Source organism: Muribaculum sp. (genome assembly GCF_029051885.1).
GTDB lineage: Bacteria > Bacteroidota > Bacteroidia > Bacteroidales > Muribaculaceae > Muribaculum.
This window is the reverse complement of the sequence record NZ_JAIDKI010000092.1, coordinates 1-23,085: the sequence shown is the minus strand read 5'-3', so window position 1 is coordinate 23,085 and position 23,085 is coordinate 1. Positions and strand designations below refer to the sequence as shown.

The window sequence follows — 23,085 nt, the reverse complement described above, 5'->3', positions numbered from 1 at the left end:
GTTCTTCGGTCGTTATGGAACCCCATAACTCCCTCATCACAAGCGAAAATATGCTCGACGATTGACCGCCCTGACGGAAACATTTATTATTAAACAAGCTCTAAATCTTTAGCAATGAAAAAAGTAATTTTCATTTTAATGTCCTTTGCAATCCTGTTTGCCATGTGTGCTTGCCAGGACAGTCACGAACCGGTTGTTATTCTTTAAAATTTAAGGATAAGATGGATATGCGCATGATTTTAAAGTATATGGTCATAACAGGGTTGGCATGTGTCTTTTATGACTTTATTGATTATTTAGTAGGAACGATATGGCTGGTAGCCGGCTGGTTGTTTTTTATGTCAATTCTGCGTCTTGGCGCCCGGCATACAGTTAGTATCAGGGTGTTTAAAGAGCCGGTATCAAAAGGTGCTATTAGATTTGAATTGATAGTATTGTTAAATCTGATATACTATATGGTCATTGCGATAATTCGGGATGACTTGCCTCGATATATTGGTTTCGGTATGTTGATTCTGGTTGTCACTATTGATGTATATAATCGTTGGAAGAACTTTTGCAGAATAAAGAAAGAAGAAATATAATCGGTTATGAGTTATGAAATTTATGAACGTATAAGGAATTTGGCGGCTTTCGTAGGGGTTGCTTTTGTGGGATATGATTTACTGAAATATGTGGTCTATGTTGGCGATTCGCTTGAGGAGGAGGTGCTGCGGTTTGTGGGCTGGCTGTTTATCTGTGGGATAGCAAGCCGGGGAGGCGTGTTTCCAAATGGAAATGGCAGGCCGGGAGTGTTTGCTATACGGATATTCCGTGAGCCGTTTTTAAGGCGAAACGTTGCAGTGGAGGGTATTTTTGCTGCGTATATGGGCTATCTGACGTGGATGGCTGTAAGATTTGGCGAGATGCCGAGGATAATAGGCTTTGCTGTATTATTTCTGGTGATTGGTGTTGATACCGTGGTGCGCTTGCGCATGTCTCGGAAATGAGGGCTATGACAAGAGCGGTCAGGCTACGGGTGAGGCGGAGAGAAGGGGTAGTTCGATGCGGAAAGTGGTGCCACGGCCGAGCTCGGAGGCGGCTACGTAGATGCGGCCGTGGTGGTACTGCTCGATGATGCGGCGGGCGAGGGCGAGACCGAGGCCCCAGCCGCGTTTCTTTGTTGTGTAGCCGGGGTTGAATATGGTCTTGAACCGATTGCGCGGGAGACCCTTTCCGGTGTCGGCGACTTCAATCCATGCGTTGCGGTCGGAGCGTCCGGTAGTGACGGTGATGGAGCCTTCGGCCTCCATGGCGTCGACGGCGTTTTTAATGAGATTTTCCATTACCCACTGGAAGAGTGAGTCGGATAGATCGACCATTAGCGGGCCGTGGCAGCAGTCAACAGTGAGGTGTATGCGCGACGAGATGCGTGTCGACATATATGATGCGGCATCGCTCACTACTGTGTTGAGGTTGGCAGGCTCGAGTGTGGGCTTTGAACCGACCTTCCCGAATCGTGAGGCTATGGTGGAGAGGCGTGTCACGTCCTTGTTCATCTCCTTTACCATGTCGGCGTCTACTCCAAGCGATTCGAGGAGTTCCATCCATGCCATGAGCGACGAGATGGGTGTGCCGAGCTGATGGGCTGTCTCTTTGGTCAGGCCTACCCACACCTTGTTTTGCTCGGCCTTTTTGGTAGAGATTACGGCAAAATATACGAGCACTACAAACACAAGCATCACCACTACCTGGATGTAAGGGTAGTAGCCGAGCATGCGGAGCAGCCGGCTGTCCTCGTAGTAGAGATACTGCGACTCTCCGCCGGGTATGTCGATCACAATCTTTTTGGATGTGTTGCGCAGGGCGTTGAGGCGATTGTTGAGGAATGCCTGGTTGACTGGGGATATGTATAGCGGGTCGAGTGTGTCGGGGGGCTCAGGCAGGTCAAAGTTGCGCTGGTCAAGTATGTTGCCTTCGTCGTCGGTGAGCAGCACCGGTATGTTGCGGTTGCTCTGGATTATGCTCAGAAGAAAATCGATGTTGTCGGATGACGTGTCGGGATTTGCTATCTCCCGGGTAGCATCGGCCCATATCTCCATCCGCTGGCGCTCTTGCTCGGCGAGCTTCTTGACAATATTGTCGGAGATGCACAGAAACAGCACGGCGAGTCCTACTGCAATGAGCAGGAATGCCACTGTGCCGTAGCGGCGCATGTCGTAGATATTTGCCATGATTTTATAACGATGGAGGGTGATTGTTTATTATTTCAGTGCATTGAGCATCTCTGCGGGGGTATGCCCTGTGAGTGGATGCTTCCATTCCGGGGCAAGCTGTTGCATAGGAAGCAGCACAAATTCGCGCAGATGCATGCGCGGGTGGGGGAGGGTCAGGCGATTGCCCTCTGGGGTCAATGACATTTCGATAGCAGCATTGCCATAGGCAATAAGATCGATGTCGATCAGTCTGTCGGCATAGCTGCCGTCGGGTTTGCGGTGGGATGCCGCAGATATTGACCGCTCGATGGAGAGCAGGGTGTCGAGCAGTGTTTCCGGAGTGAGGACGGTGTCAAATGCAAGACCGATATTTATGTAGGGAGAGGCTGACTCATATCCCCACGGCTCTGACTCGACGGCATGACTGAGCCTTGGCTTGACGTGGAGCATATCAGCAATCAGGGCGACCGCACGGGCTATGTTGGCCCGTCGGTCGCCCTGATTGCTGCCTATATTTATGTAGGCTGCGGGCATTATCAGAAATTTTTCCTAAGTTGCTGTTGTCAGAGTGTCTTCTTGACTTCGACTTCCTCGAATGCCTCAATAAAGTCGCCTTCCTGGATGTCGTTGTATCCGGCCACCGAGAGACCGCAGTCGTAGCCGCTGAGCACCTCTTTAACGTCGTCCTTGAAGCGCTTGAGCGAGCCGAGTTCGCCGGTGTAGCGCACGATACCGTCGCGAATCAGGCGCACTTTGCAGGAACGCTTGATTTTTCCTTCGCGTACAATCGCGCCGGCGATGGTGCCGACTTTGGAAATCTTGTATACCTGAAGCACTTCGGCAGTACCGATGACTTCTTCCTTGATTTCGGGGGCGAGCATGCCTTCCATAGCGTCCTTCACCTCCTCGATAGCCTGGTAGATTACCGAGTAGAGTCGAATTTCCACTCCGTCGCGCTCGGCGGCACGGCGTGCTGCCTGGCTCGGGCGTACCTGGAAGCCGATGATGAGGGCGTCGGATGCGGCGGCCAGAGCGACGTCGCTTTCGGAGATGGCGCCGACGGCCTTGTGGAGCACGTTGACCTTGACCTCCTCGGTCGAGAGCTTGATGAGCGAGTCGGAGAGCGCCTCGATGGAGCCGTCAACGTCGCCCTTGACGATGATGTTGAGCTCGTGGAAGTTGCCGATGGCGCGGCGGCGGCCGATTTCCTCGAGACCGATACGCTTGTTGGTGCGCAGGCCGAGTTCGCGCTGGAGCTGCTCACGCTTGTTGGCAATTTCGCGAGCTTCCTGTTCGGTGGGCATCACGTTGAATGTGTCGCCTGCCTGGGGAGCGCCGTTAAGGCCGAGGATGAGCACCGGGGTGGCGGGTCCGGCCTCCTTCACGCGCTGGTTGCGCTCGTTGAACATGGCCTTTACCTTACCGTAGTTGGAGCCTGCCAGTACGATGTCGCCTACGCGGAGCGTACCGTTCTGTACGAGTACGGTGGCTACATATCCGCGGCCTTTGTCGAGCGACGACTCGATAATCGAGCCTGTGGCCGGACGCGACGGGTTGGCCTTAAGGTCGAGCATTTCGGCCTCAAGGAGTACTTTCTCCATGAGTTCGTTTACGCCGAGACCCTTCTTGGCCGAAACGTCCTGTGACTGATATTTGCCACCCCATTCTTCGACGAGGTAGTTCATCTGGGCGAGCTCTTCCTTGATTTTGTCGGGATTAGCTGCCGGCTTGTCAATCTTGTTGATTGCGAACACAATCGGAACGCCTGCCGCAGATGCATGGTTGATAGCTTCGACAGTCTGTGGCATCACGTTGTCGTCGGCGGCAACAATGATGATACAGAGGTCAGTGACCTTGGCACCACGGGCACGCATGGCGGTAAACGCTTCGTGACCGGGTGTGTCGAGGAATGTGATGCGGCGTCCGTCCTCGAGTTTTACGTTGTATGCACCGATATGCTGTGTGATACCTCCGGCCTCGCCTGCGATTACGTTGGCGTTGCGGATATAGTCGAGCAGCGATGTTTTACCGTGGTCGACGTGGCCCATCACAGTCACAATCGGCGGACGGTTGACGAGGTCTTCCTCGTTGTCCTCTTCCTGGTGGATGGCTTCGACTACCTCGGCCGATACATATTCGGTCTGGAATCCGAACTCTTCGGCTACAATGTTGATAGTCTCGGCGTCGAGACGCTGGTTGATGGATACCATCACACCGAGATTCATACATGTGGCGATGACTTCGTTGATGGGCACGTCCATCATTACGGCGAGGTCGTTGGCGGTAACGAATTCGGTCAGTTTCAGCACACGGCTTTCTGCTGCTTCGGCTTCTGCTGCCTCGCGTTCGCGAGAGTGGAACGCCTCGCGTTTCTCTTTACGCCATTTTACGCCTTTCTTCTGGCCTTTGTCTTTATTGATAAGGCGTGCGAGAGTTTCTTTTACCTGTTTCTGTACATCCTCTTCCGATGCGGGAGCCTGCTGGGGAGCGTTGCGACGGTTGCGGTCTTTGCCCTTTGCATTGTCGCGGTTGCGTCCGTTGGCGTTGTTGTTGCCGCCGGCATTGTTTCCTCCGCGGTTGTTGTTGCCTCCTCGGTTCTGTCCGGGCTGCTGCTGGTTGGATGTCTTCTCAATGTCGACCTTTTCCTTGCCAATGCGGTTGCGGCGTTTTTTGCCTTGTCCGGCAGCGGCGTTTGCTCCTGTTCCCGTGGCTCCGGTTGCAGCAGCCTTTGCGTTGCGCTCATTGCGGCGTTCTTCCTTTGTCTTGCGACGCGGGCGTGTCGACTGATTGATTGCGGAAAGGTCAATCTTTCCGATTACATTGAGCTGTGGTGTGGGGTGTGAACCCGGAGTGGTGAATACCTCGGGCTCTTCTTTCTTTACTTCTACTTTGGGAGCTTCCTCCTTCTGTATGGGTGTCACTACCGGAGCCTTCGCCTCTTTTTTAGGTTCGGGCTTGGGTGTTGCTACAGATTTTTCTTTTGCCGGCTGAGCGGTTGCCTGTTTTTCCGGTTCTTTTGCCGGTGTTTCGACGGGCTTTGGCTCAGGACGCTGTTCGCTGCGTGACTCGGCCACAGGTGCCGGTGTGGATTTCTCTACTGCGGGAGCTTCGGGCTTCACGGTGACTTCAACAGGTTTTGGTGCAGGTGTGGGTTCAGATACCGGAGTCTCCTTTGCAGGAGCCGACTCCGTTTTTTCAGCCTGAGGCTGTGCCGGTGTTGCTTTAGGTTCCGGTTTTGGTTCAGGCTTAGGTTCTGTTTTCTGTCGCACGGGCTCTCCTTTCGAGTCAAGATCGATATGTCCGACAACAGTAGGACGTACCGCAGGCCCGATTTTAATCTCCTGGGGTTCTGAGGCTGTCTCTTTTGCCGGACGTGTCGCTCTCTCTTTCTGGCGGTCGGATGAGAGCTTCTCCGACTTGCTCTTTTCGGCCTTGTCACTGCTGTATTCACCCATCAGGAGGCCGTAGGCACTCTCATCAATCCGAGCATTGGGATTCATGTCGATATTTATGCCTTTGGACTGAAGGAATTCAATGACAGTAGGAAGCGCGATGTTTAAGTCTTTTGCTACTTTGCTTATTTTGTAATTCGCCATATAATGATTTGGGAAATTTTTCGGTTGATGGTTGAAGAGGGAGGTCGCTAATCGGCAGGAGCTGCCCGTGGGGTGATGTTAATCCTCAAATTCAGCCTTGAGAATCGAGAGCAGGTTGTCGACAGTGTCTTCCTCGAGATCGGCTTTGTCGATAATCGACTGGCGGTCCATAGCGAGGACATTTTTTGCTGTAACGCATCCAATGCTCTTGAGTGCGTCGATAATCCATGCGTCAATCTCGTCTTTGAATTCGTCGAGATAGATGTCATCGTTGAAGTCCTCACCGTTGTCACGGTATACATCGATAACGTAGCCTGTAAGTTTGGAGGCAAGTTTGATGTTGAGGGCGTTCTTACCGATAGCGAGGGGCACTTCTTCGGGGCGGAGGAATACTTCGGCGCGCTTTTCTTCCTCATTGAGGCGCATTGAAGAGATTTTCGCCGGGCTGAGCGCACGCTGGATAAAGAGCTCGGTATTTTTTGTGAACGGAATCACATCGATGTTCTCGTTGCGGAGTTCGCGTACGATACCATGTATACGTGATCCTTTGACGCCTACGCAGGCTCCTACAGGGTCGATGTGGTCGTCGTAGCTTTCTACTGCAATCTTCGCACGTTCGCCCGGTATGCGGGCCACTGCACGGATGCTGATGAGCCCGTCGTGGATTTCGGGAACTTCCAGTTCGAAGAGTCGGCGCAGGAAGTCCTCGGAAGTGCGTGATACGATAATGCGTATATTGTTGTTTTTATTCTCTACGGTCTTTATCACGGCGCGTACATTCTCTCCTTTGCGGAAGAAATCGCCGGGTATGGCTTCGGGACGGGGAAGCAGCAGCTCGTTGTCCTCGGAGTCGAGTAGCAGAGTCTCTTTGCTCCATGTCTGGTATACCTCACCGTTTACGAGTTCGCCTTCGCGTCCTTTGAATTGAGCGAAGATGGCTTCTTTCTGAAGGTCGAGAATCTTAGACTGGAGTGTCTGGCGAAGATTGAGGATTGCACGGCGTCCGAATTTCTCGAAAATAATTTCGCGTGTATGCTCTTCTCCTATTTCCACATCGGGATTGCTGTCGGCGCGGGCGTCGGACAGCGAGATTTGTGTATAAGGATTCTGAACCTCTCCGTCGGGAACGACTTCAAGGTTCTGGAATATCTGCACGTCGCCTTTGTCGGGGTTCATGATTACGTCGAGATTCTCGTCGGTGCCGAACATTTTAGCAAGGACGTTACGGAATGATTCTTCAAGCACGGATATCATTGTGGTCTTGTCGATGTGCTTGAGCTCTTTGAACTCGGCGAAACGTTCCACCATATTGGTGGATTCCTCTTTCTTAGCCATAGGGGATATGTAGTATTGGGTTACTTGAATTCAATAAGATATTTTACGTATTTGCATTCGTCGGGTGTGAGAGTAATCGGCTCTTCAACCTCGACAGGCTTTTTCTTGCCGGGTTCCTTTACTTTCGTCTTTATTGTTATTACGAAAGAGGAGTCGGTTTCGCTCACTGATGTGAGAGTGCCTTTTAGCTTGCGTCCGTCGCGAGTAAGAACTTCGACCGGATTGCCGATATTCTTGACGTACTGGCCGCGCACTTTGAATGGCGATGTTAGGCCTGCTGATCCTACTTCAAGTTCGTAATCTTCGACATCACGGTCGAATCGCTCCTCGATTTTTCGGGTAATGGCCACACATTGGTCGATGTCAACGCCGTCGGTGCTGTCGACTTCGACTATTATTGTATTGCCGGGGCGCACGTCAATATCAACCAGAAAGAGCGGTGTGCCCTCTATGGCTTCATTTACAGTGGCTGTAAGCAGATCTTTATCAATCATATTGTGAGTTTATAAACAATCGGAGGGGACTTGCGGTCCCCTCCGAGCTCGATTATGCTGCAAATTTAATAAAATTGTCGTGAAAATGCAAGTGAGAGTAATCTATTGAGGAGTGGAGAGATAATGCATAGTTGAATATTTAACACAGTTTAACTATTTGACTTCTTTTACGAAGAATATTTCGGTAGGGAAGTGGTCGGAGTAGCCGTTGAGGAACTGTCCGCGCGAGAATGTGCGCAATGGATAGTTTTTATATATACCGGACTTTGTGCGTAAGAAAGGGAAGTTATGGACTGTTGCTTTCCAATATTGCATGCCTGCCGGTGTGCCGGGGATGAGATTGCCCGAAACGATAATCTGGTCGAACAGATTCCACTCTCCTTTGTAGCATAGTGTGCCTACGCCATTGTCGAGAATCCACCAAAAGGGGTTGTAGAAACCGTGGGGTGCGGCCTGCTCGCGTTCGCGTACAGCGCCGAGGGCCACAGAACAAGATTTGTCGGACGGGTCATCGTTGAGGTCGCCCATGATGATGATACCTTGGTCGGGGTTTACGCTCCACAAAGAGTCGGCGATAGATTTCGACAATGTAGCCGCGGCTTCGCGAAGCGGGCTTGACTCTTTTTGACCGCCGAGGCGTGAAGGCCAGTGATTTACGATGAAGCTCATCGGGGCATCGAAAATTGTGCCTGACACTACGAGCTGATCGCGTGTGAGAAAATCGGGCTGGTCGGGGATTACGAGGCGGTGGTTGTTGACGCTTTCGAGAGTAAAGAAGAGGGGATTGTAGAGCAAGCCTACATCGACACCGCGTCGGTCGGGAGAGTCGTGATGTACAATCCGGAGATTCCATGGTTGTTTTCCTCTGGCGGCAAGGGTGTCGTCGATGGCACGCACGAGGTCTTCGACCACGTTGCGGTTTTCAATCTCGCTTATTCCGATTATGGCAGGACCTAATGGCGTTTCAGGGGTGTCGAACGAGGATATAGCTTTGGCGAGGTTGCCAATCTTTTTCCAGTATTTGTCGGAATTCCACATTCTTGCACCCTCGGGAGAGAATTCAAGATCGTATGTCCCGTTGGTGTTGATTGTGTCAAACAGGTTTTCGAGATTATAGAAAGCGACTCCGGCTACAAGGTACTGCCGTGCGGAAGATGCATCGGCCTGGTTGTCGGCAGCTGCTTTGGGTGTGGTGACGGCAATGGCGGCCACAATGATTGCCAGGAACGGCATTAGTAGAAGTCTGCGCATGGTGGAACGTTGGGGATTGGTTTAATCGGCTCTGATTGTCGGTTGAAAATCCGTCAGCAAGCCTTATTCGGATTGTCTTTTCGCCGCTAAATTACGCAAAATTTTGTAATTTTGCAGAAACTTTCCATTTATGGATATACTTATATTAAATGGTCCCAACCTCAACCTTCTGGGTGTGAGGGAGCCGGGGATTTATGGAAACCGGGATTTCGAAGGGTTTCTGGATGAATTGCGTAAGCGTTATTCCCAACATAAACTGCATTACTACCAAAGCAATCATGAGGGCGATATCATAGACCGTCTTCAGGAATATGGGTTCGGTATGGCCGATGGAATCGTGCTTAATGCCGGTGCATATACCCATACCTCGCTTGCCATCGCCGATTGCATATCGGCCATAAGCACACCGGTAGTGGAGGTTCATATAAGTAATGTGCATTCGCGTGAGGCAATACGCCATCATTCTATGATATCCGGGGTGTGTCGTGGAGTAATCGCCGGTTTCGGACTTGACAGCTACAGGCTGGCCATAGAGGCTCTCGTCGAAAGTGCATGTTAGAGATGGTTCAATTATTAAGGAAATAAAAAGGATGAATAAGTTTACAAAGATAGTAGCCACAATATCCGATAGACGCTGTGATGTGGAATTCCTGCGCGAGCTCTATGCCCACGGAATGAATGTGGTGCGTATGAATTCCGCCCATCTTCAGCTGGACGGCTTCAAAAAGATAATAGAGAACGTAAGGGCGGTTTCGTCATCGATAGGTATACTTATGGATACGAAGGGCCCTGAGATACGTACTACCACCAATGAGGCGGATGTCGAGATAGAGTTTCGTTCGGGCGACAGAGTAGTGTTTGTAGGAAACCCGGAAGGCGCTACCACTCACGATACAATATGCCTCTCATATGCCGACATAGCAAATGACATCAGCGCGGGCGCACGCATACTCATTGATGACGGCGAATTGTCATTTTTGGTCAAGGAGGTGCAAGGCGCAGAGATATATGCCGTGGCCGAAAATGGCGGTACTCTTGGCTCGCGCAAGAGTGTGAATATACCGGGGGTAAAGATTGCACTGCCCTCGCTTACCGAGCGTGACCGCCGCAATATCGGGTATGCGATTGACCTTGATGTCGATTTTATCGCGCATTCGTTTGTGCGTAGTGCTGAGGATGTGCTTGACATACAGCGCATACTTGATGCGCGCAACTCTCATATTAAGATTATATCCAAGATTGAAAATCAGGAGGGTATCGATAATTTTGATGAGATTCTTGAGGTATCATACGGTATAATGATTGCCCGCGGCGATCTGGGAATAGAGGTTGCGGCCGAGCGTATTCCTGTGATACAGCATGAGCTTATAAAGAAGTGTATCGATGCGCATAAGCCTGTGATTGTGGCTACGCAGATGCTTCATTCGATGATTAACAATCCTCGTCCGACCCGTGCTGAGGTGAGTGATATTGCAAATGCGGTGACACAGCATACCGATGCTTTGATGCTTAGCGGCGAGACAGCCTATGGTGATTATCCCGTAGAGGCTATCGCTACGATGTCGCGTGTGGCGATGGAGATGGAGCGCTCGCTCGGGTCGCATCGTCCGACTCCCAAAGTGGAGGCTGACCAGACTTCGTTTCTGGCACGCCAGGCCGTAGTGTCGACCAATATTCTGGGCACACGTGCGATACTTACCGACAGTTATACCGGACGCACGGCCCGCTATATTTCGTCATATCGTGCGAGCTATCCGACGCTGGCCATATGCTATTATCCATATGTAGTGCGCCTGCTTGCTCTCAGTTATGGTGTGTCGGCCCTTTACCAGCCGCGCATGGAGACTACAAGAGTATACCTGCAGAATGCCTTGACTCACCTTATCGAGGGCGGACGTCTTACATTGGCCGACAGAATCGCATATCTGGGAGGCTCGTTTGGAGAGGGACATGGAACCTCGTTCCTGGAAATCAACAGCGTTGAGGCCATTATGGAAAATTTTCAGTCGTATACCTTGCCTAATCTTGAGGATGCTTCTCACTGACAGCGATACTGAGCGATATATACTCGAGCATATTGATGCCGAGCCGGCTGTGCTTGCCGAACTTAATCGTACGACACATGTGAGATGTCTGTACTCAAACATGTGCTCTGGCCATCTGCAAGGCCGCATCCTGAAAATGCTTGTGAGGATGATACGTCCGCGGAGGGTGCTTGAGCTCGGCACATTCACCGGCTACTCGGCATTATGTCTTGCCGAAGGCATGGATGAAGGCGGCGAGGTGCACACTGTTGAAATCAATGATGAGCTTACCGATATGATTGAAGGGTATTTTGATAAATCGGGGTATCGTGGACGGATTCATCTTCATGTCGGCGATGCGTCGGAAATCGTGCCGCTGATCAGCGATGAGCCATGGGATATCGTTTTTATTGATGCCAACAAGCGTTCGTATTGCGAATATTACCGGATGGTGCTCCCTCTGGTGCGCAAGGGCGGATTCATCATCGCCGACAATACATTGTGGTATGGCAAGATGACCGAAGGCAATGCCCATGACGCTCAGACCATGGGAATCATGGAGTTTAACAGTATGGTCGCGGCTGACACTTCGGTAGAGAAGGTAATATTGCCTTTGCGCGACGGTCTTACTATAATATGGAAAAAGGATTGAGCCATAGAGGTAAGTCAGGTGTTATATTATTAAACATTCTCTTAATAAATAGAAATTCAAGTTATATATGGAAACTACCCGTCAAGCCAAGATTTCACGTCTGCTTCAGAAAGAACTGAGCGAGATATTCCGTCAGCAGACCGCAAAACTGCGGGGTGTGCTCGTGTCGGTAAGTACAGTAAGAGTATCGCCTGATTTGAGTGTTGCGAAGGCTTATCTGTCGGTCTTCCCTTCGGATAAGGCCGATGAGATACTCGACAGTATCAACCATAACTCCAAGACAATACGCTATGAGCTTGCCCAAAAGGTGCGCTATCAGTTGCGTAAGACTCCGGAACTGTCGTTCTTCCTCGATGATTCGCTTGATTATCTGGAAAATATCGACAATCTCCTTACCCGCGACAAGGAAGCTCACCCCGGTCATGGCGGCAATGAGGATGGTAACAATGACGACTGATTGCTGAGGCGTGGCGACGGTTGCGCTCAGGATAGCTTGGCGCTATCTTTTCTCGAAAAAATCGCATAGTGCGGTCAATGTGATTTCGGTCATTTCCCTGGCCGGGGTCGCGTTGGCCTCTATGGCTATTGTATGTATAATGTCGGTATTCAATGGATTTACCGACCTTGCATTCAGTCAGGCTTCCGTATTGTCTCCGGATATTCGTATCGAGCCTGCCAAGGGGAAAATAATAGGGAGTGTAGATTCCATTTTGGTGGAGCTGCGTGGAATTTCAGGGGTGGAATTTGTGGAACCGGTGGTAGAGGAGCGCGCTCTCGCCATATGTGGAGACAAGCAGATGCCGGTGAAGATAACCGGAGTTACTGACAATTACGGGATGATATCCGATATTGTGAGGGTAGTAAAGGAAGACGGGGTGTTTGCTCTTAATGACAGTGTGCTGGGTGACATGACGACATTGAGTGTCGGCGCGGCACTTACTCTCGATGCGAGGCCTACATCGCTAAGCCGTGTCGCAGTGTATGTGCCAAGAAGGGTAGGGCGTATAAATACGGCTAATCCTGCAATGTCGTTTAGAGCCGATACTCTGGTTGTGAGTGGAGTTTATCAGACTGATCAGGCGGAGACAGATGCTGACGGGATGATTATTCCGATATCGGTAGCCCGCCGGTTGCTTGAATATGCCGATGAGGCTACGGCACTGGATGTGAAACTTGCAGACGGTGTGTCAGTGGATGAAGTGTCAAGCCGTATTGGCCTATTGCTTGGTGGAGGCTATATTGTGAAAGATCGGATTGCCCAGCAGGAGGAATCGTTCAGAATGATTTCAGTGGAGAAGTGGGTAACATTCTGTATGCTTGCATTCATACTTGTCATTGCATCGTTTAATGTGGTGTCGACTCTGTGTATGCTTGTAATCGAGAAAGATGCCAACATACGTACTATGCTTGCCGTGGGGGCCTCGCGATATATGGTGGCACGTATATTTATGATAGAAGGATGGCTGATTTCGCTTATCGGAGGTGTCATAGGTGTGGCTGTAGGTGCTGTGTTGTGTCTGGCCCAGCAATTTTGGGGATTTATCCGTCTGGGTGGAAATCATGACATGATGACCACAGATATATATCCGGTGCGTCTTGATGGAAGCGACATGCTCGTAGTGCTTGCTTTGGTGGCTGTTGTTGGCTTTATCACATCGTCGCTGACTGCACTGATAGCCCGGCGGCGCATGTCGGTTACTGTCGGTGAGTGATACTGGCTATGGTGTTGTATATCACGTGTTTTTGTGTGAACGCCTGTCCCGGATAGAAAAATTTTTGAAAAAAGTCATCGTCGTATCGGTAAATCGTGTGAAAGACGGTGTATTATTTGGATAAACAAGCTCTTAATAAGTTCTAAAATATTCTCTGAATTAGCGACATGTCGTCAACTGAGGAATCTCGATTGATTTTGGAATTGCGCTCAGGCTCGGATAAGGCATTCAATGCTTTGTACCGTAGATATGTGTCGCAGTTGTATTACTTTAGCCTCAGATATACCAAGTCGGCCTGTGATGCCGAAGAGATTGTACATGACGTATTTGTGAGGCTATGGAACATACGCGGTCATATAAAGTCTACGGAGTCATTGCGGCCGTTGCTATTCGTCATGGCCAAGCATTATCTTATCAATTCCCTCCGATCGAATGTTAATTCTCGAGTGTATGAGGATTATCTGAATTATACAGATATTATTGCTGACAGTGCGTCGCATAATATGGAGTATGATGAGTTTTGTGCCCAGCTGTCCGATGCGCTAAACCGTCTTCCTGAAAAACAGCGTAGAGCTATCGAGCTGTCGCGATTTGAGGGAATGTCGGTCGATGAGATTGCCGAGATATTGAATATCAGCAAGCAGACGGTGTATAATAATATACATATGGGTCTAAAAAGGCTTAAAAATCTGTTGGAAGGAATGACTTTGCTTGCAATCATGGGCGCGAACGCAATACTTAAGTAAGTCACGAAAATTAAGTAAGTCGTAAAAATTATTACGTATATGAATACTTTTAAAACTTTATATTCCAGGCGGAGTCTTTTCGGCATTAGTCATTATCGACAGGCCCGAAATCGCTTATCTGTGGTATGTGGCCCGTCGCAGTCATTATGCCAGGAGGGAATGAGCCAGGGAAATATTTCGTGGAGATTATAATTTATAGGATGAGATATGCATAACCTTATTCAGAAATATAGAGATAATGAGCTTTCGGCTGAGGATGTAAGAATGCTCAGGGAGTTGCTTGACGGAATGTCGGATAACGAGCTCGCCGGGATATTGGAAAAAGACTGGGAGGCATATGGCGCAGGTGGAGAACAGCGCCTGCCTAAAAGTGTGGAATCACGTCTGCGACGGAATATACATATTGCTGTTGGTAAAGGACATTCAAAATGGCGTATAGCCTTTATGGCGGCGGCATGTGTAATTGCGGCAATAATTTGTGTGGGACTTGGATATATTGCACATGGAGGTATGCCTATGTCGGAGGCGGCACATGATGTATATATATCGGCTAATGATACCGGTGGTACCTGCGTCACGTTTCCCGACGGTTCGGCAGTCTCGATGAAGCCTCAGTCGTACATCTCGTATCATGTGCCTCCTTCTGCCGAAGGCGAGCGGAGTATACAGTTTTCCGGTACCGGCCATTTCTGTATTGCGAGAATTCCGGAAAATCCGTTTACGATATCATCGGATATGCTTGATGTGACTGTGCTCGGTACGGAATTTTATCTTTCGGCAGAAAATGACGGAAAGAATGCGCGGCTTTACTTACAGGAGGGACTTGTAAGATTTCAGTCGAAGCTCTCCGGCGAAAGTGTGGAGTTGCATCCCGGCAGTCTGGCTTCGCTTGACTATGAGTCAGGACGTATATCGGTCTCTACTGACAGTTCTCTTGTAGATGTGTTCAGTAAGTCTGATGCCGTTTGCCTTAACTATGAGAATACATCGCTTGGCAGTGTGGTTGAGTCGCTCAATACATGTTATGCGCCATTCCATATTACTTTAGGCTCTGCCGAACTCGGTAAAATGGAGTTTACGGGTACGCTTCCTGCAAATAATCTGATGGAGGCTCTTTCTGTACTTGAATATACAGCTAATCTCAGAATATCGGTAAGCAACAGTGAGGTGACGCTGTATGACTGAAAGGCAGCCGTAGGATTCATAAACAATTTTTCGCTCAGGCGACTCTTCTTATTTAAGATATTGGCGTATAGGGTGCTAATCCGGTGATTCCCGTTTAGGAAAGTATGACATCGGTTGTGGACGGAATGAAAAAATATGTTGTATAACATATTCTGAATAGAGTAAAATATAGCTGTCGGTGATGTATTAGTAGGTGTAATTATAAACCTAATTAATACCGACAATCGCAGTTATGTACAAATCAATTCTACCACGGCTGATTACCGGGTTGTTTGCTATGCTGATGTTGTGTAGTAGCGCACTGGCACAGCAACGCGTTACGGTCAATATTAATCAGTCAAATCTGAAGACCCTGTTTGATACGATTGAGAAGCAGACGTCATATCGTTTCTCTTACATCAACGGAGTGCTTGAAAATGAAGGCCCTGTAACAATCCGACAGGAAAATGTCCCTGTGGCCCGTGTACTTGAGCAAGCCTTGAAAAATACGGGTCTGACATATAAAATAGTGTCGGACAAACAGATTCTTATAACCAAGAAGCCTGTTGCGGGTGATAACCGCGTTACAGTTACCGGCACTGTCTATGAAAGCGAGGGCGACCCGGCAATAGGAGCATCTGTAATGGTCAAGGGAGCCAAAACCGGAACCAGTACGGATATTGACGGACATTTTACGTTGACAGGGGTTCCGTCAGATGCTGTAATCATAATATCGTATATAGGTACTGTACCTCAGGAAATCAGCGCCTCGGACAAGGCTAAATTTGCGAATGTGGTGTTGAGCAAAAACACCGAGATTCTTGACGAGGTGGTTGTGGTAGGCTATGGCACACAGTCGTCAAAACTTGTCACCACGTCTATAAGTAAGGTGAAACTTGATGATATCGACCAGGCCAACGACTATAATCCAATCAAGATGCTTCAGGGTCGTGTGCCCGGTGTCAATATATCCAACTCATCCGGAACGCCAGGCGCGACTCCTAATATCCAGGTGCGTGGTGTGGGCTCAATCAATGGCGGCAGCAAGCCTCTTTATGTGGTCGATGGTATTCCGGCAGAGTCTTATCCAAATATCAATCCGTCGGATATAGAAAGTATAGAGGTGCTGAAAGATGCTTCGGCAGCGGCAATATACGGTTCGCGTGCCAATTCGGGAGTAGTGATTATTACTACCAAGAGCGGAAAGAGCGGCACTACTAAGATTGATGTGTCGGGCCGTATCGGCTTCGGGAAACTTGCCAAGGATATCGAGATGGCAAATGCTACGGAATATGCCAACGCAATGCAGGCTGCCATTGACAATTATAATGTCCAGATGGGGCAGAATGTGCAGTTTTATATGCCCTCTGTAATAGAGGAGACCGACTGGATGAAGATGATTACCCGTGAGACTACAGAGACAGCTACGGGTTCGATAAGTATATCCGGAGGAAACGATGCGACAAATTTCTATGCATCGTTTGGAGCCAACCGTCAGGAGGGATTTATAGAGACGTCAGCATTCAAACAGTATAATCTGCGTACGAAGATATCTCATAAAATCAACCGTATATTCAAGCTGAATATCAATCTTGCCGGTGCGGCTTCGGAATATAATCAGGTAGAGGAGAGTTCGACTTCACTCAAGGTGCTCCGTACGGCTCGTGAGGTTCAGCCCTGGTATGGCGCTTATGATGCTGATGGAAGCTATAAGAAGAATGGTGTGGAGATTGTGCGTCATAATCCGCTGATGCTTATCAATGAGGAAAAATGGACGTTGAAGAAGTATCATCTTTCGGGAGTATTCAATCTGGAGATTACTCCGTTCCAGGGATTTAAGTGGACTCCTCAGGCCAGTCTGTATACCATACTCGACAATACTACCAAGAAGCTGACCGAGCGTCATGACGCTCGTAAGAATAATTCGGGGTGGGGCGCCGTATCAGAGCAGAAGGACCAATCGTTCCGCTATGTGATTGATAATGTGTTTACTTATAATAATTCTGCCGATAGACTTATATATAGTGTGATGGCCGGACACTCATTTGAGCGCTATACTTATAATAAGTTTGGCGCACGTTCCGACAACTATGCCAATGATGCGTATCCGTCATCGAGTTTCGACCTTATCAATCTGTCAACAAATATTTTTCCCGGCGATATAAGTTATACTGGTTATTCGCTTGAGTCATACTTCGGGCGTGTGGCTCTTAACTGGGACAATCGTTATATAGTAAACGCATCGTTGCGTTGCGACGGTTCGAGCCGATTCTCTAAAGGTAGCCGTTATGGTTATTTCCCGTCAGTGTCATTTGCATGGCGTGCCACCGAAGAGGAGTTTTTCCCAAAAGATGCAATCGTCAACGATGCCAAGCTGCGCCTTAGCTGGGGTAAGACCGGTTCGATGGCCGGCGTCGGAAACTTTGCTGCACTTTCCCTTATTGGCGCCGGTGGTGCGTCGTATAATGAGTCGGCCGGTTTTCTGATTTCACAGGATGCGCGTTCGCTTACATGGGAGAAGGCCAATCAGTACAACGTAGGTGTTGATGTTGAGTTGTGGAATCAGCGTCTGTCGTTTACCGGCGATGTGTTTCTACAGCGTACAACCGATTTGTTGTATTCCAAGCCAGTCAATTCGACGACTGGATATACGTCAATTTCATCAAATATCGGTACTCTCGAAAATCGTGGTGTCGAACTTGCTCTTACCGGTAAAATTCTCACCGGCGATTTCAAGTGGACTCTTTCGGGCAATATCTCGTTTGTAAAAAACAAACTTGTAAAACTTATCGACGGATCAGATATAATCCTGATGGGTGCTGCCAATGATAAAGTTGGTGGCAATATGCATGCTCTTATAATCGGTCAGCCACTCAGTACATATTATATGCTCCGTATGGATGGCATATATCAGCGCGACGATGAGGTGCCGGCCAAACTGTATGCAAAGGGTGTGCGTGCCGGCGACGTCCGCTATTACGATTATAATGGCGACGGCGATATCTCTGAGGCTGACCGTATGAATGTCGGGAAGGCTTCGCCTGATTGGTATGGCGGTATCACATCGACATGCTCCTGGCGAGGTTTTGACCTTAATATATTCGGACAGTTCTCCTATGGAGGCAAGATTATGGCCGGATGGCGTGGCGTCGGATCGGAGGGTACCGAGCATATGGGTTCTTCATTCTCCTCAATAAAGGTTCACGACGCGACAGAACAGGTTGTACAGTTTTATAACATCAGTAAAGCGGCAGCCACGACTTACTGGCGAGGTGAGGGGACATCCAATACGATGCCTCGTATGATTTATGGTAACGGTGTGCATCAGGGTTACACGAATGGCAACGGCTACAACGGACAGACCTCTACACGTTTTCTTGAGGATGGTTCATATTTCAAAATCAAGTCGGTAACACTCGGATATACTCTTCCTGAAAATTTGTTGCGTAAACTGAGTATCGACAATCTGCGTGTGTATATGACTGTCGACAACCTGCTGTGCTTTACCAAATATTCCGGCTATGATCCGGAAGCATCGTATACAGCCGACCCGTCGAGCACAGGATATGGCTCGGACTTCGGGTTGCAGCCGATTATGCGCACATTTATTTGGGGCCTTAACTTAACCTTCTAATAATCCACTAAAATGAAAATGAGAAATTTGATATACAGAACTTTGGTTGTTGTCATTGGGGCTGTGGCTATGAGTTCTTGTGCCGACATGCTCGATGACATAAAGCCGAAAGACAAGATTGATGCCGGCATGATGACCGAGTCTGACCTCTCGAAGGTGGTCAACGGTGTGTATGCCACAATGGAGAGCCATATGAGCGCCATGTGGTGGGATGGCGATGTAATGGGTGAGAATTTCCGGTCGGGCCCCGGTGGCAATCTTACCGATCCGCTTGATATGTCACCGTCGACAGCTTCGGTTAAGTCGCGCTGGAGTAATTGCTACACCTCGCTCAAGCAGGTTAATTTCCTGATTGAGAACTACGAGGGTAATTCCAATCAGAATGCTCAGATGGTACGCACGGCCGGTGGTACCGGTTACTTTTTCCGTGCGCTCATCTATTACAATGCCGTGATTCGCTGGGGCAAGGCTTCGATATTGCGTAAACGTCAATATGATGTTGTTCCGTTGTCTGATGAGGATGATGTATGGCGGTTTATTATAGAGGATCTTGAAAAGGCCGAGCAGTTGCTGCCTGATTTCTACGATCGTTTCTATGTCTCGAAAGCCGCCTGCAATGCATTGCAGGCCAGAGTATATCTGGCGACAAAACAGTATGATAAGGCTGTGGCTGCAGCCGATAAGGTGATTGGTGTGCCGGCGTTGTCACTCACTAAGACATCGATTGACTGGGCCAAGATGTTTGTATACAATAGCGTAAGTTCAGAACTGGTGTTTGCCCTTGCTAACAAACGCACTACATCTACGATTCTGTTTTATCAATATATCAACGATGTGGATGGCTCGTGGAACTATTCGGCCACTCATGAACTTTATGCCGGGCTCTATGCCGATGCTGAATATCGGCAAGGCGATATACGAGGCAAGGCTGTGTTTGGCTCTGATGCTACGCGCATAATAAAGTTCCCCAACGAACTTGAGGGACAGTTTGTGAAAAATGAGACTCCGAGTCAGACACCGATACCTGTGTTGCGTCTTGCCGAGGCATATCTCATAAAAGCCGAGGCTCAGGGAGCGTTGGCCGGTATGTCGACGATGACAGAGTTCCTTAAAGCGCGTTATAGCAGTGCCTCTCTGCCTGCGTCAATGAATGATATTGATTTTCAGAATCTTGTGCTTGACGAACGCAGACGTGAGCTATATTGCGAGGGATTCCGGTGGTATGACTTGAAACGTACCGGAAGACTTGATTTGTTTAAATCGCTTAATGGTCGTACTCATCTAATGTATTGGCCTATTCCCCAGACTGAGATTGATCTGGCCGGAGCCGACAACTATCCTCAGAATCCGGGATACGGAACTACAAATTAATCATTTAGTATGCTTGAAATGAAAACATTTGCTATAAAACCCTATATAATGCTGTGCCTGTTTTTGTCGGTTGTGGCGGCTGGCTGTGCTGACGATATATGTGTGGACAAGGATTCGCTTACCGCACAGTTCTCGTTTGAGAAATCGTTTTATCTCACTAATGAGGAGGTATTCATAAGGAATACTACACAAGGTGGCAGCGGTAAATATGAATATGAATGGGACTTCGGCGACGGACGTACATCTTCAGAAGCTGAGCCTCATTTGATGTTCAATGAAATAGGCGCCTATACAATAACACTTAATGTACGTGATAGTAAAGGGCGCTATGCAATGGCCCATAAGATATTGTCGATTGAGCCGGAACCACTTCCGGAAGTTGGCAACATGGTGCTTAAATGGGTTGCTGACCAGCCTCTTGGAGCTGTAAGGTCGATTGCTCCGGCTGTGAGTGATGACAATTATGTGTTTATGACCTCGGAGGATCATATCGCACGTAAATTTGACGGTTCTACCGGACGGCAGATATGGCAGTTTGATCTCCGGAATGCTGCTGACGGACCTTCTCCTGAGGGTAATACCCATGTGTCACCATCGATTGATGCTGATGGGACATCTTATTTTGGAACCGGTAATACATCTGGAAAGATTGCACGGTTGTATGCAATTAATCCTGACGGTACTAAGAAGTGGGTGATGAGCTCTGATGCGAATACCGGATTCTGGAATAAGGGAAATGCAGCGACGCCTCGATTACATTATATAATATGTCCTGTTGGTGATAATTATATTTATGTCGGTAATGCAGGTGGTGCAGGGTCGGTGCTTGCCGTTGATAAGTCTACCGGTTTTCGTTCGGGATATGCTGCTTCGTCGGTAAACGACGGAGGACCTAATGGAGGAGTTACAGGCGGACTTGTGTTGTCGGGTACTACTGTAGCATGGTATGGTGCTAAAAACGGTGTGTTCGGATGCTCGTCTTCTGCTCTTGACGCAGGTGGAAATGTGCCATATTGGCAGGTGTCTAACGGTAAGACTTCCGACACGGGTAATGGTGCGCTTGCGGTAGGTGCTGACGGCACAATATATGGGTGTGCTCGTCTTACACAAGGTGAGCATGCCGGGACGTCGTGTGTGTTTGCGATATCACCCTCCGGATCTGAACTTTGGCGCTGTTCGATAGGCATTACCGGAAATCTTGATCTTGGCGGTGTGGTTGTGGCTTCTGATGGCTCGATTATTGTGACTGCCAAGCGTACTGCCGGAGAGTTCAACGGAGGTGTGTATTGTGTGTCACCTGCAGGGCAGTTCATGTGGAAATACGGTATTGCCGAAGATGTGTCGGGCTGTGCTGCCATTGACCAGGCCGGAAATATACATTTTGGAACAGAATCAGGCAACTATTATATCATAAAGCCTGTAGCGGGAGATGACCAGCTCGTTCTGAAAAAGGATATCGCCGCCATGATTGCAGAGAGTGATTCACCCATGGCATCGGCCTGGAGTGCTGGAGGCGGCAAGATATGGAGTTCTCCGACTATCGGAAATGACGGTACTATATATATAGGAATAACCAATAACACCAATAATACTTCCAGCGCGCTGGTTGCACTTCATGATGATGGAATTACAGGAGCAGCACAGTCGGCATGGCCTATGCGTGGAAAAGACGCTCGGCATACTTCGCGTGTTGTGGCCGGTGGCGGATCGTCAGATCCCGGTACCGATCCTTCGGACTCCGGTCAGCTTCCTCTTACATGGAATATGAAAGAGGATATGAAGTCGCTTGCTGCCAATCCTCGCAAAGTATGGATGTGTGCACATCGGGGTATTACCGGGGCTGGTATAAAATCAGGTGTGCCTGAAAATTCTATTGCAGCAATTGATTGTGCTGTAAATGCCGGTGCGGAGATTATTGAGATTGACGTGCGTCCGACTAAAGATGGAGTGCTTGTCCTGATGCATGATGAGACGATTGATCGTACGACTACCGGCTCCGGTAAGGTTGCTGATTTGACATATGCTCAGATTCAGCAGTATTTTCTTAAGGATTACAATACCGGAAAACCTACGGCTTATAAAGTGCCTACACTTGAGGAGGCTTTTAAGCATGGACGTGGTAGGATATATTTCAATTTGGATATATCTAACAAACTTGTCCCGGGAGATGCAACCAATTCATTGATAACTATGGCAAACCTTATTCAGAGTCTTGATATGGACAATCAGACTGTAGTATACATCGGTGGAAAAATGAGTGTTGCGAATGCGTTGAAGGATTATCCCTCGCTGCTTATCCATCCATATGTGGCAGTAAAGTCGCAGATTGATAGCTTTTCGGCTCTTGGTTCAGTTTTCCTTTTCCAGATGTCAACTGACGATGGAATGAATAATGCAACAATTGTGGCTCAGATAAGAGAAGCAGGAGGTCTGCCATATGCCAATTCTTTGAATGGGCCTGATAATAGCATGGCGGCTGGTAATTTTGATGGTGTCGATAAATTAGTTAATAACGGAATTAATATAATTCAGACTAATTATGCTGATATTCTGGGGCCATATCTGAAATCAAAGGGATTAAGATAAGATTATTATAATGTTTATGGCGTCGCGCTGAAGAAAAAAACTTTGGCGTGACGCTTTGTTGTATTCGGAAATTGGGTTAAACATGCTATTATTGTCTGAAGGGTGGTTGTCTGTGCTATGGCCGGTAAATTATAGTATACATTATTATATAAGGGAAGTCGAAATGTAAACAAAAGTTAAAGTATAATTGTTATTTGTTTGAGGGATAGAAGTATAGTTTAAGAAGAATGTTTTATAGCATAAATTTTTTGTTGTAAAATTTGGAGGTAATGCAGAAAGTGTCTAACTTTGCACTCGCTTTTGAGAAACACCCCACGGGGCTGCG

17 protein-coding genes are annotated in these 23,085 nt (G+C 48.6%); 11 read left to right on the top strand and 6 right to left on the bottom strand.

What is annotated here, in order from left to right:
* Window positions 1–590: 590 nt before the first annotated feature.
* A complete protein-coding gene (locus K2I50_RS04230; RefSeq protein ID WP_301024988.1) occupies window positions 591–989 on the top strand; it encodes a hypothetical protein in 399 nt (132 codons plus the stop codon).
* A gap of 18 nt (window positions 990–1,007) precedes the next feature.
* On the opposite strand, the gene K2I50_RS04225 is transcribed toward K2I50_RS04230, so the two are convergent.
* The 6 genes from K2I50_RS04225 to K2I50_RS04200 form a co-directional block, all read right to left on the bottom strand.
* Window positions 1,008–2,213 (bottom strand): sensor histidine kinase, encoded by a 1,206-nt coding sequence (locus tag K2I50_RS04225; RefSeq protein WP_301024987.1) that lies wholly within the window; start codon window positions 2,211–2,213, stop codon window positions 1,008–1,010.
* A 30-nt stretch (window positions 2,214–2,243) separates the two neighbouring features.
* Window positions 2,244–2,729, bottom strand: a complete 486-nt coding sequence (gene folK / locus K2I50_RS04220) for a 2-amino-4-hydroxy-6-hydroxymethyldihydropteridine diphosphokinase (RefSeq protein ID WP_301024986.1) — start codon at window positions 2,727–2,729, stop codon at window positions 2,244–2,246.
* Window positions 2,730–2,758: 29 nt separating this feature from the next.
* On the bottom strand, window positions 2,759–5,791 hold the full coding sequence (infB, locus tag K2I50_RS04215; protein WP_301024985.1) for a translation initiation factor IF-2: 3,033 nt from the start codon (window positions 5,789–5,791) through the stop codon (window positions 2,759–2,761).
* Window positions 5,792–5,869: 78 nt separating this feature from the next.
* Window positions 5,870–7,126, bottom strand: coding sequence for a transcription termination factor NusA (gene nusA / locus K2I50_RS04210; RefSeq protein ID WP_068961303.1), 1,257 nt, complete (start codon window positions 7,124–7,126; stop codon window positions 5,870–5,872).
* Between the two features lie 20 nt (window positions 7,127–7,146).
* Window positions 7,147–7,620, bottom strand: a complete 474-nt coding sequence (gene rimP, locus K2I50_RS04205; protein ID WP_301024984.1) for a ribosome assembly cofactor RimP — start codon at window positions 7,618–7,620, stop codon at window positions 7,147–7,149.
* A 153-nt stretch (window positions 7,621–7,773) separates the two neighbouring features.
* Window positions 7,774–8,871 (bottom strand): endonuclease/exonuclease/phosphatase family protein, encoded by a 1,098-nt coding sequence (locus tag K2I50_RS04200; RefSeq protein WP_301024983.1) that lies wholly within the window; start codon window positions 8,869–8,871, stop codon window positions 7,774–7,776.
* Window positions 8,872–9,001: 130 nt separating this feature from the next.
* On the opposite strand from K2I50_RS04200, the gene aroQ reads away from it, so the two are divergent.
* The 10 genes from aroQ (at window position 9,002) to K2I50_RS04150 (ending at window position 22,760) form a co-directional block, all read left to right on the top strand.
* Window positions 9,002–9,430 carry a type II 3-dehydroquinate dehydratase gene (aroQ, locus tag K2I50_RS04195; RefSeq protein WP_301024982.1) on the top strand — a complete coding sequence of 143 codons (429 nt, stop codon included), beginning with the start codon at window positions 9,002–9,004 and terminating at the stop codon, window positions 9,428–9,430.
* A 31-nt stretch (window positions 9,431–9,461) separates the two neighbouring features.
* Complete coding sequence (pyk, locus tag K2I50_RS04190; RefSeq protein WP_301024981.1) at window positions 9,462–10,916, top strand: pyruvate kinase; 1,455 nt, start codon at window positions 9,462–9,464, stop codon at window positions 10,914–10,916.
* Window positions 10,903–11,547 (top strand): O-methyltransferase, encoded by a 645-nt coding sequence (locus K2I50_RS04185; RefSeq protein WP_301024980.1) that lies wholly within the window; start codon window positions 10,903–10,905, stop codon window positions 11,545–11,547. Before pyk ends, K2I50_RS04185 begins: the two co-directional genes overlap by 14 nt.
* A 67-nt stretch (window positions 11,548–11,614) precedes the next feature.
* Window positions 11,615–12,004, top strand: coding sequence for a 30S ribosome-binding factor RbfA (gene rbfA, locus K2I50_RS04180; protein ID WP_301024979.1), 390 nt, complete (start codon window positions 11,615–11,617; stop codon window positions 12,002–12,004).
* Window positions 12,005–12,014: 10 nt separating this feature from the next.
* Window positions 12,015–13,259, top strand: a complete 1,245-nt coding sequence (locus K2I50_RS04175; RefSeq protein ID WP_367279084.1) for an FtsX-like permease family protein — start codon at window positions 12,015–12,017, stop codon at window positions 13,257–13,259.
* A gap of 167 nt (window positions 13,260–13,426) precedes the next feature.
* Window positions 13,427–14,005, top strand: a complete 579-nt coding sequence (locus K2I50_RS04170; RefSeq protein WP_301024977.1) for an RNA polymerase sigma factor — start codon at window positions 13,427–13,429, stop codon at window positions 14,003–14,005.
* Between the two features lie 207 nt (window positions 14,006–14,212).
* A complete protein-coding gene (locus K2I50_RS04165; protein WP_301024976.1) occupies window positions 14,213–15,190 on the top strand; it encodes a FecR family protein in 978 nt (325 codons plus the stop codon).
* A gap of 232 nt (window positions 15,191–15,422) precedes the next feature.
* Window positions 15,423–18,803, top strand: coding sequence for a SusC/RagA family TonB-linked outer membrane protein (locus K2I50_RS04160; protein WP_301024975.1), 3,381 nt, complete (start codon window positions 15,423–15,425; stop codon window positions 18,801–18,803).
* 18 nt (window positions 18,804–18,821) lie between these two features.
* On the top strand, window positions 18,822–20,174 hold the full coding sequence (locus K2I50_RS04155) for a RagB/SusD family nutrient uptake outer membrane protein (RefSeq protein WP_526022948.1): 1,353 nt from the start codon (window positions 18,822–18,824) through the stop codon (window positions 20,172–20,174).
* 9 nt (window positions 20,175–20,183) lie between these two features.
* Window positions 20,184–22,760, top strand: coding sequence for a glycerophosphodiester phosphodiesterase family protein (locus tag K2I50_RS04150; RefSeq protein ID WP_301024973.1), 2,577 nt, complete (start codon window positions 20,184–20,186; stop codon window positions 22,758–22,760).
* Window positions 22,761–23,085: the final 325 nt, after the last annotated feature.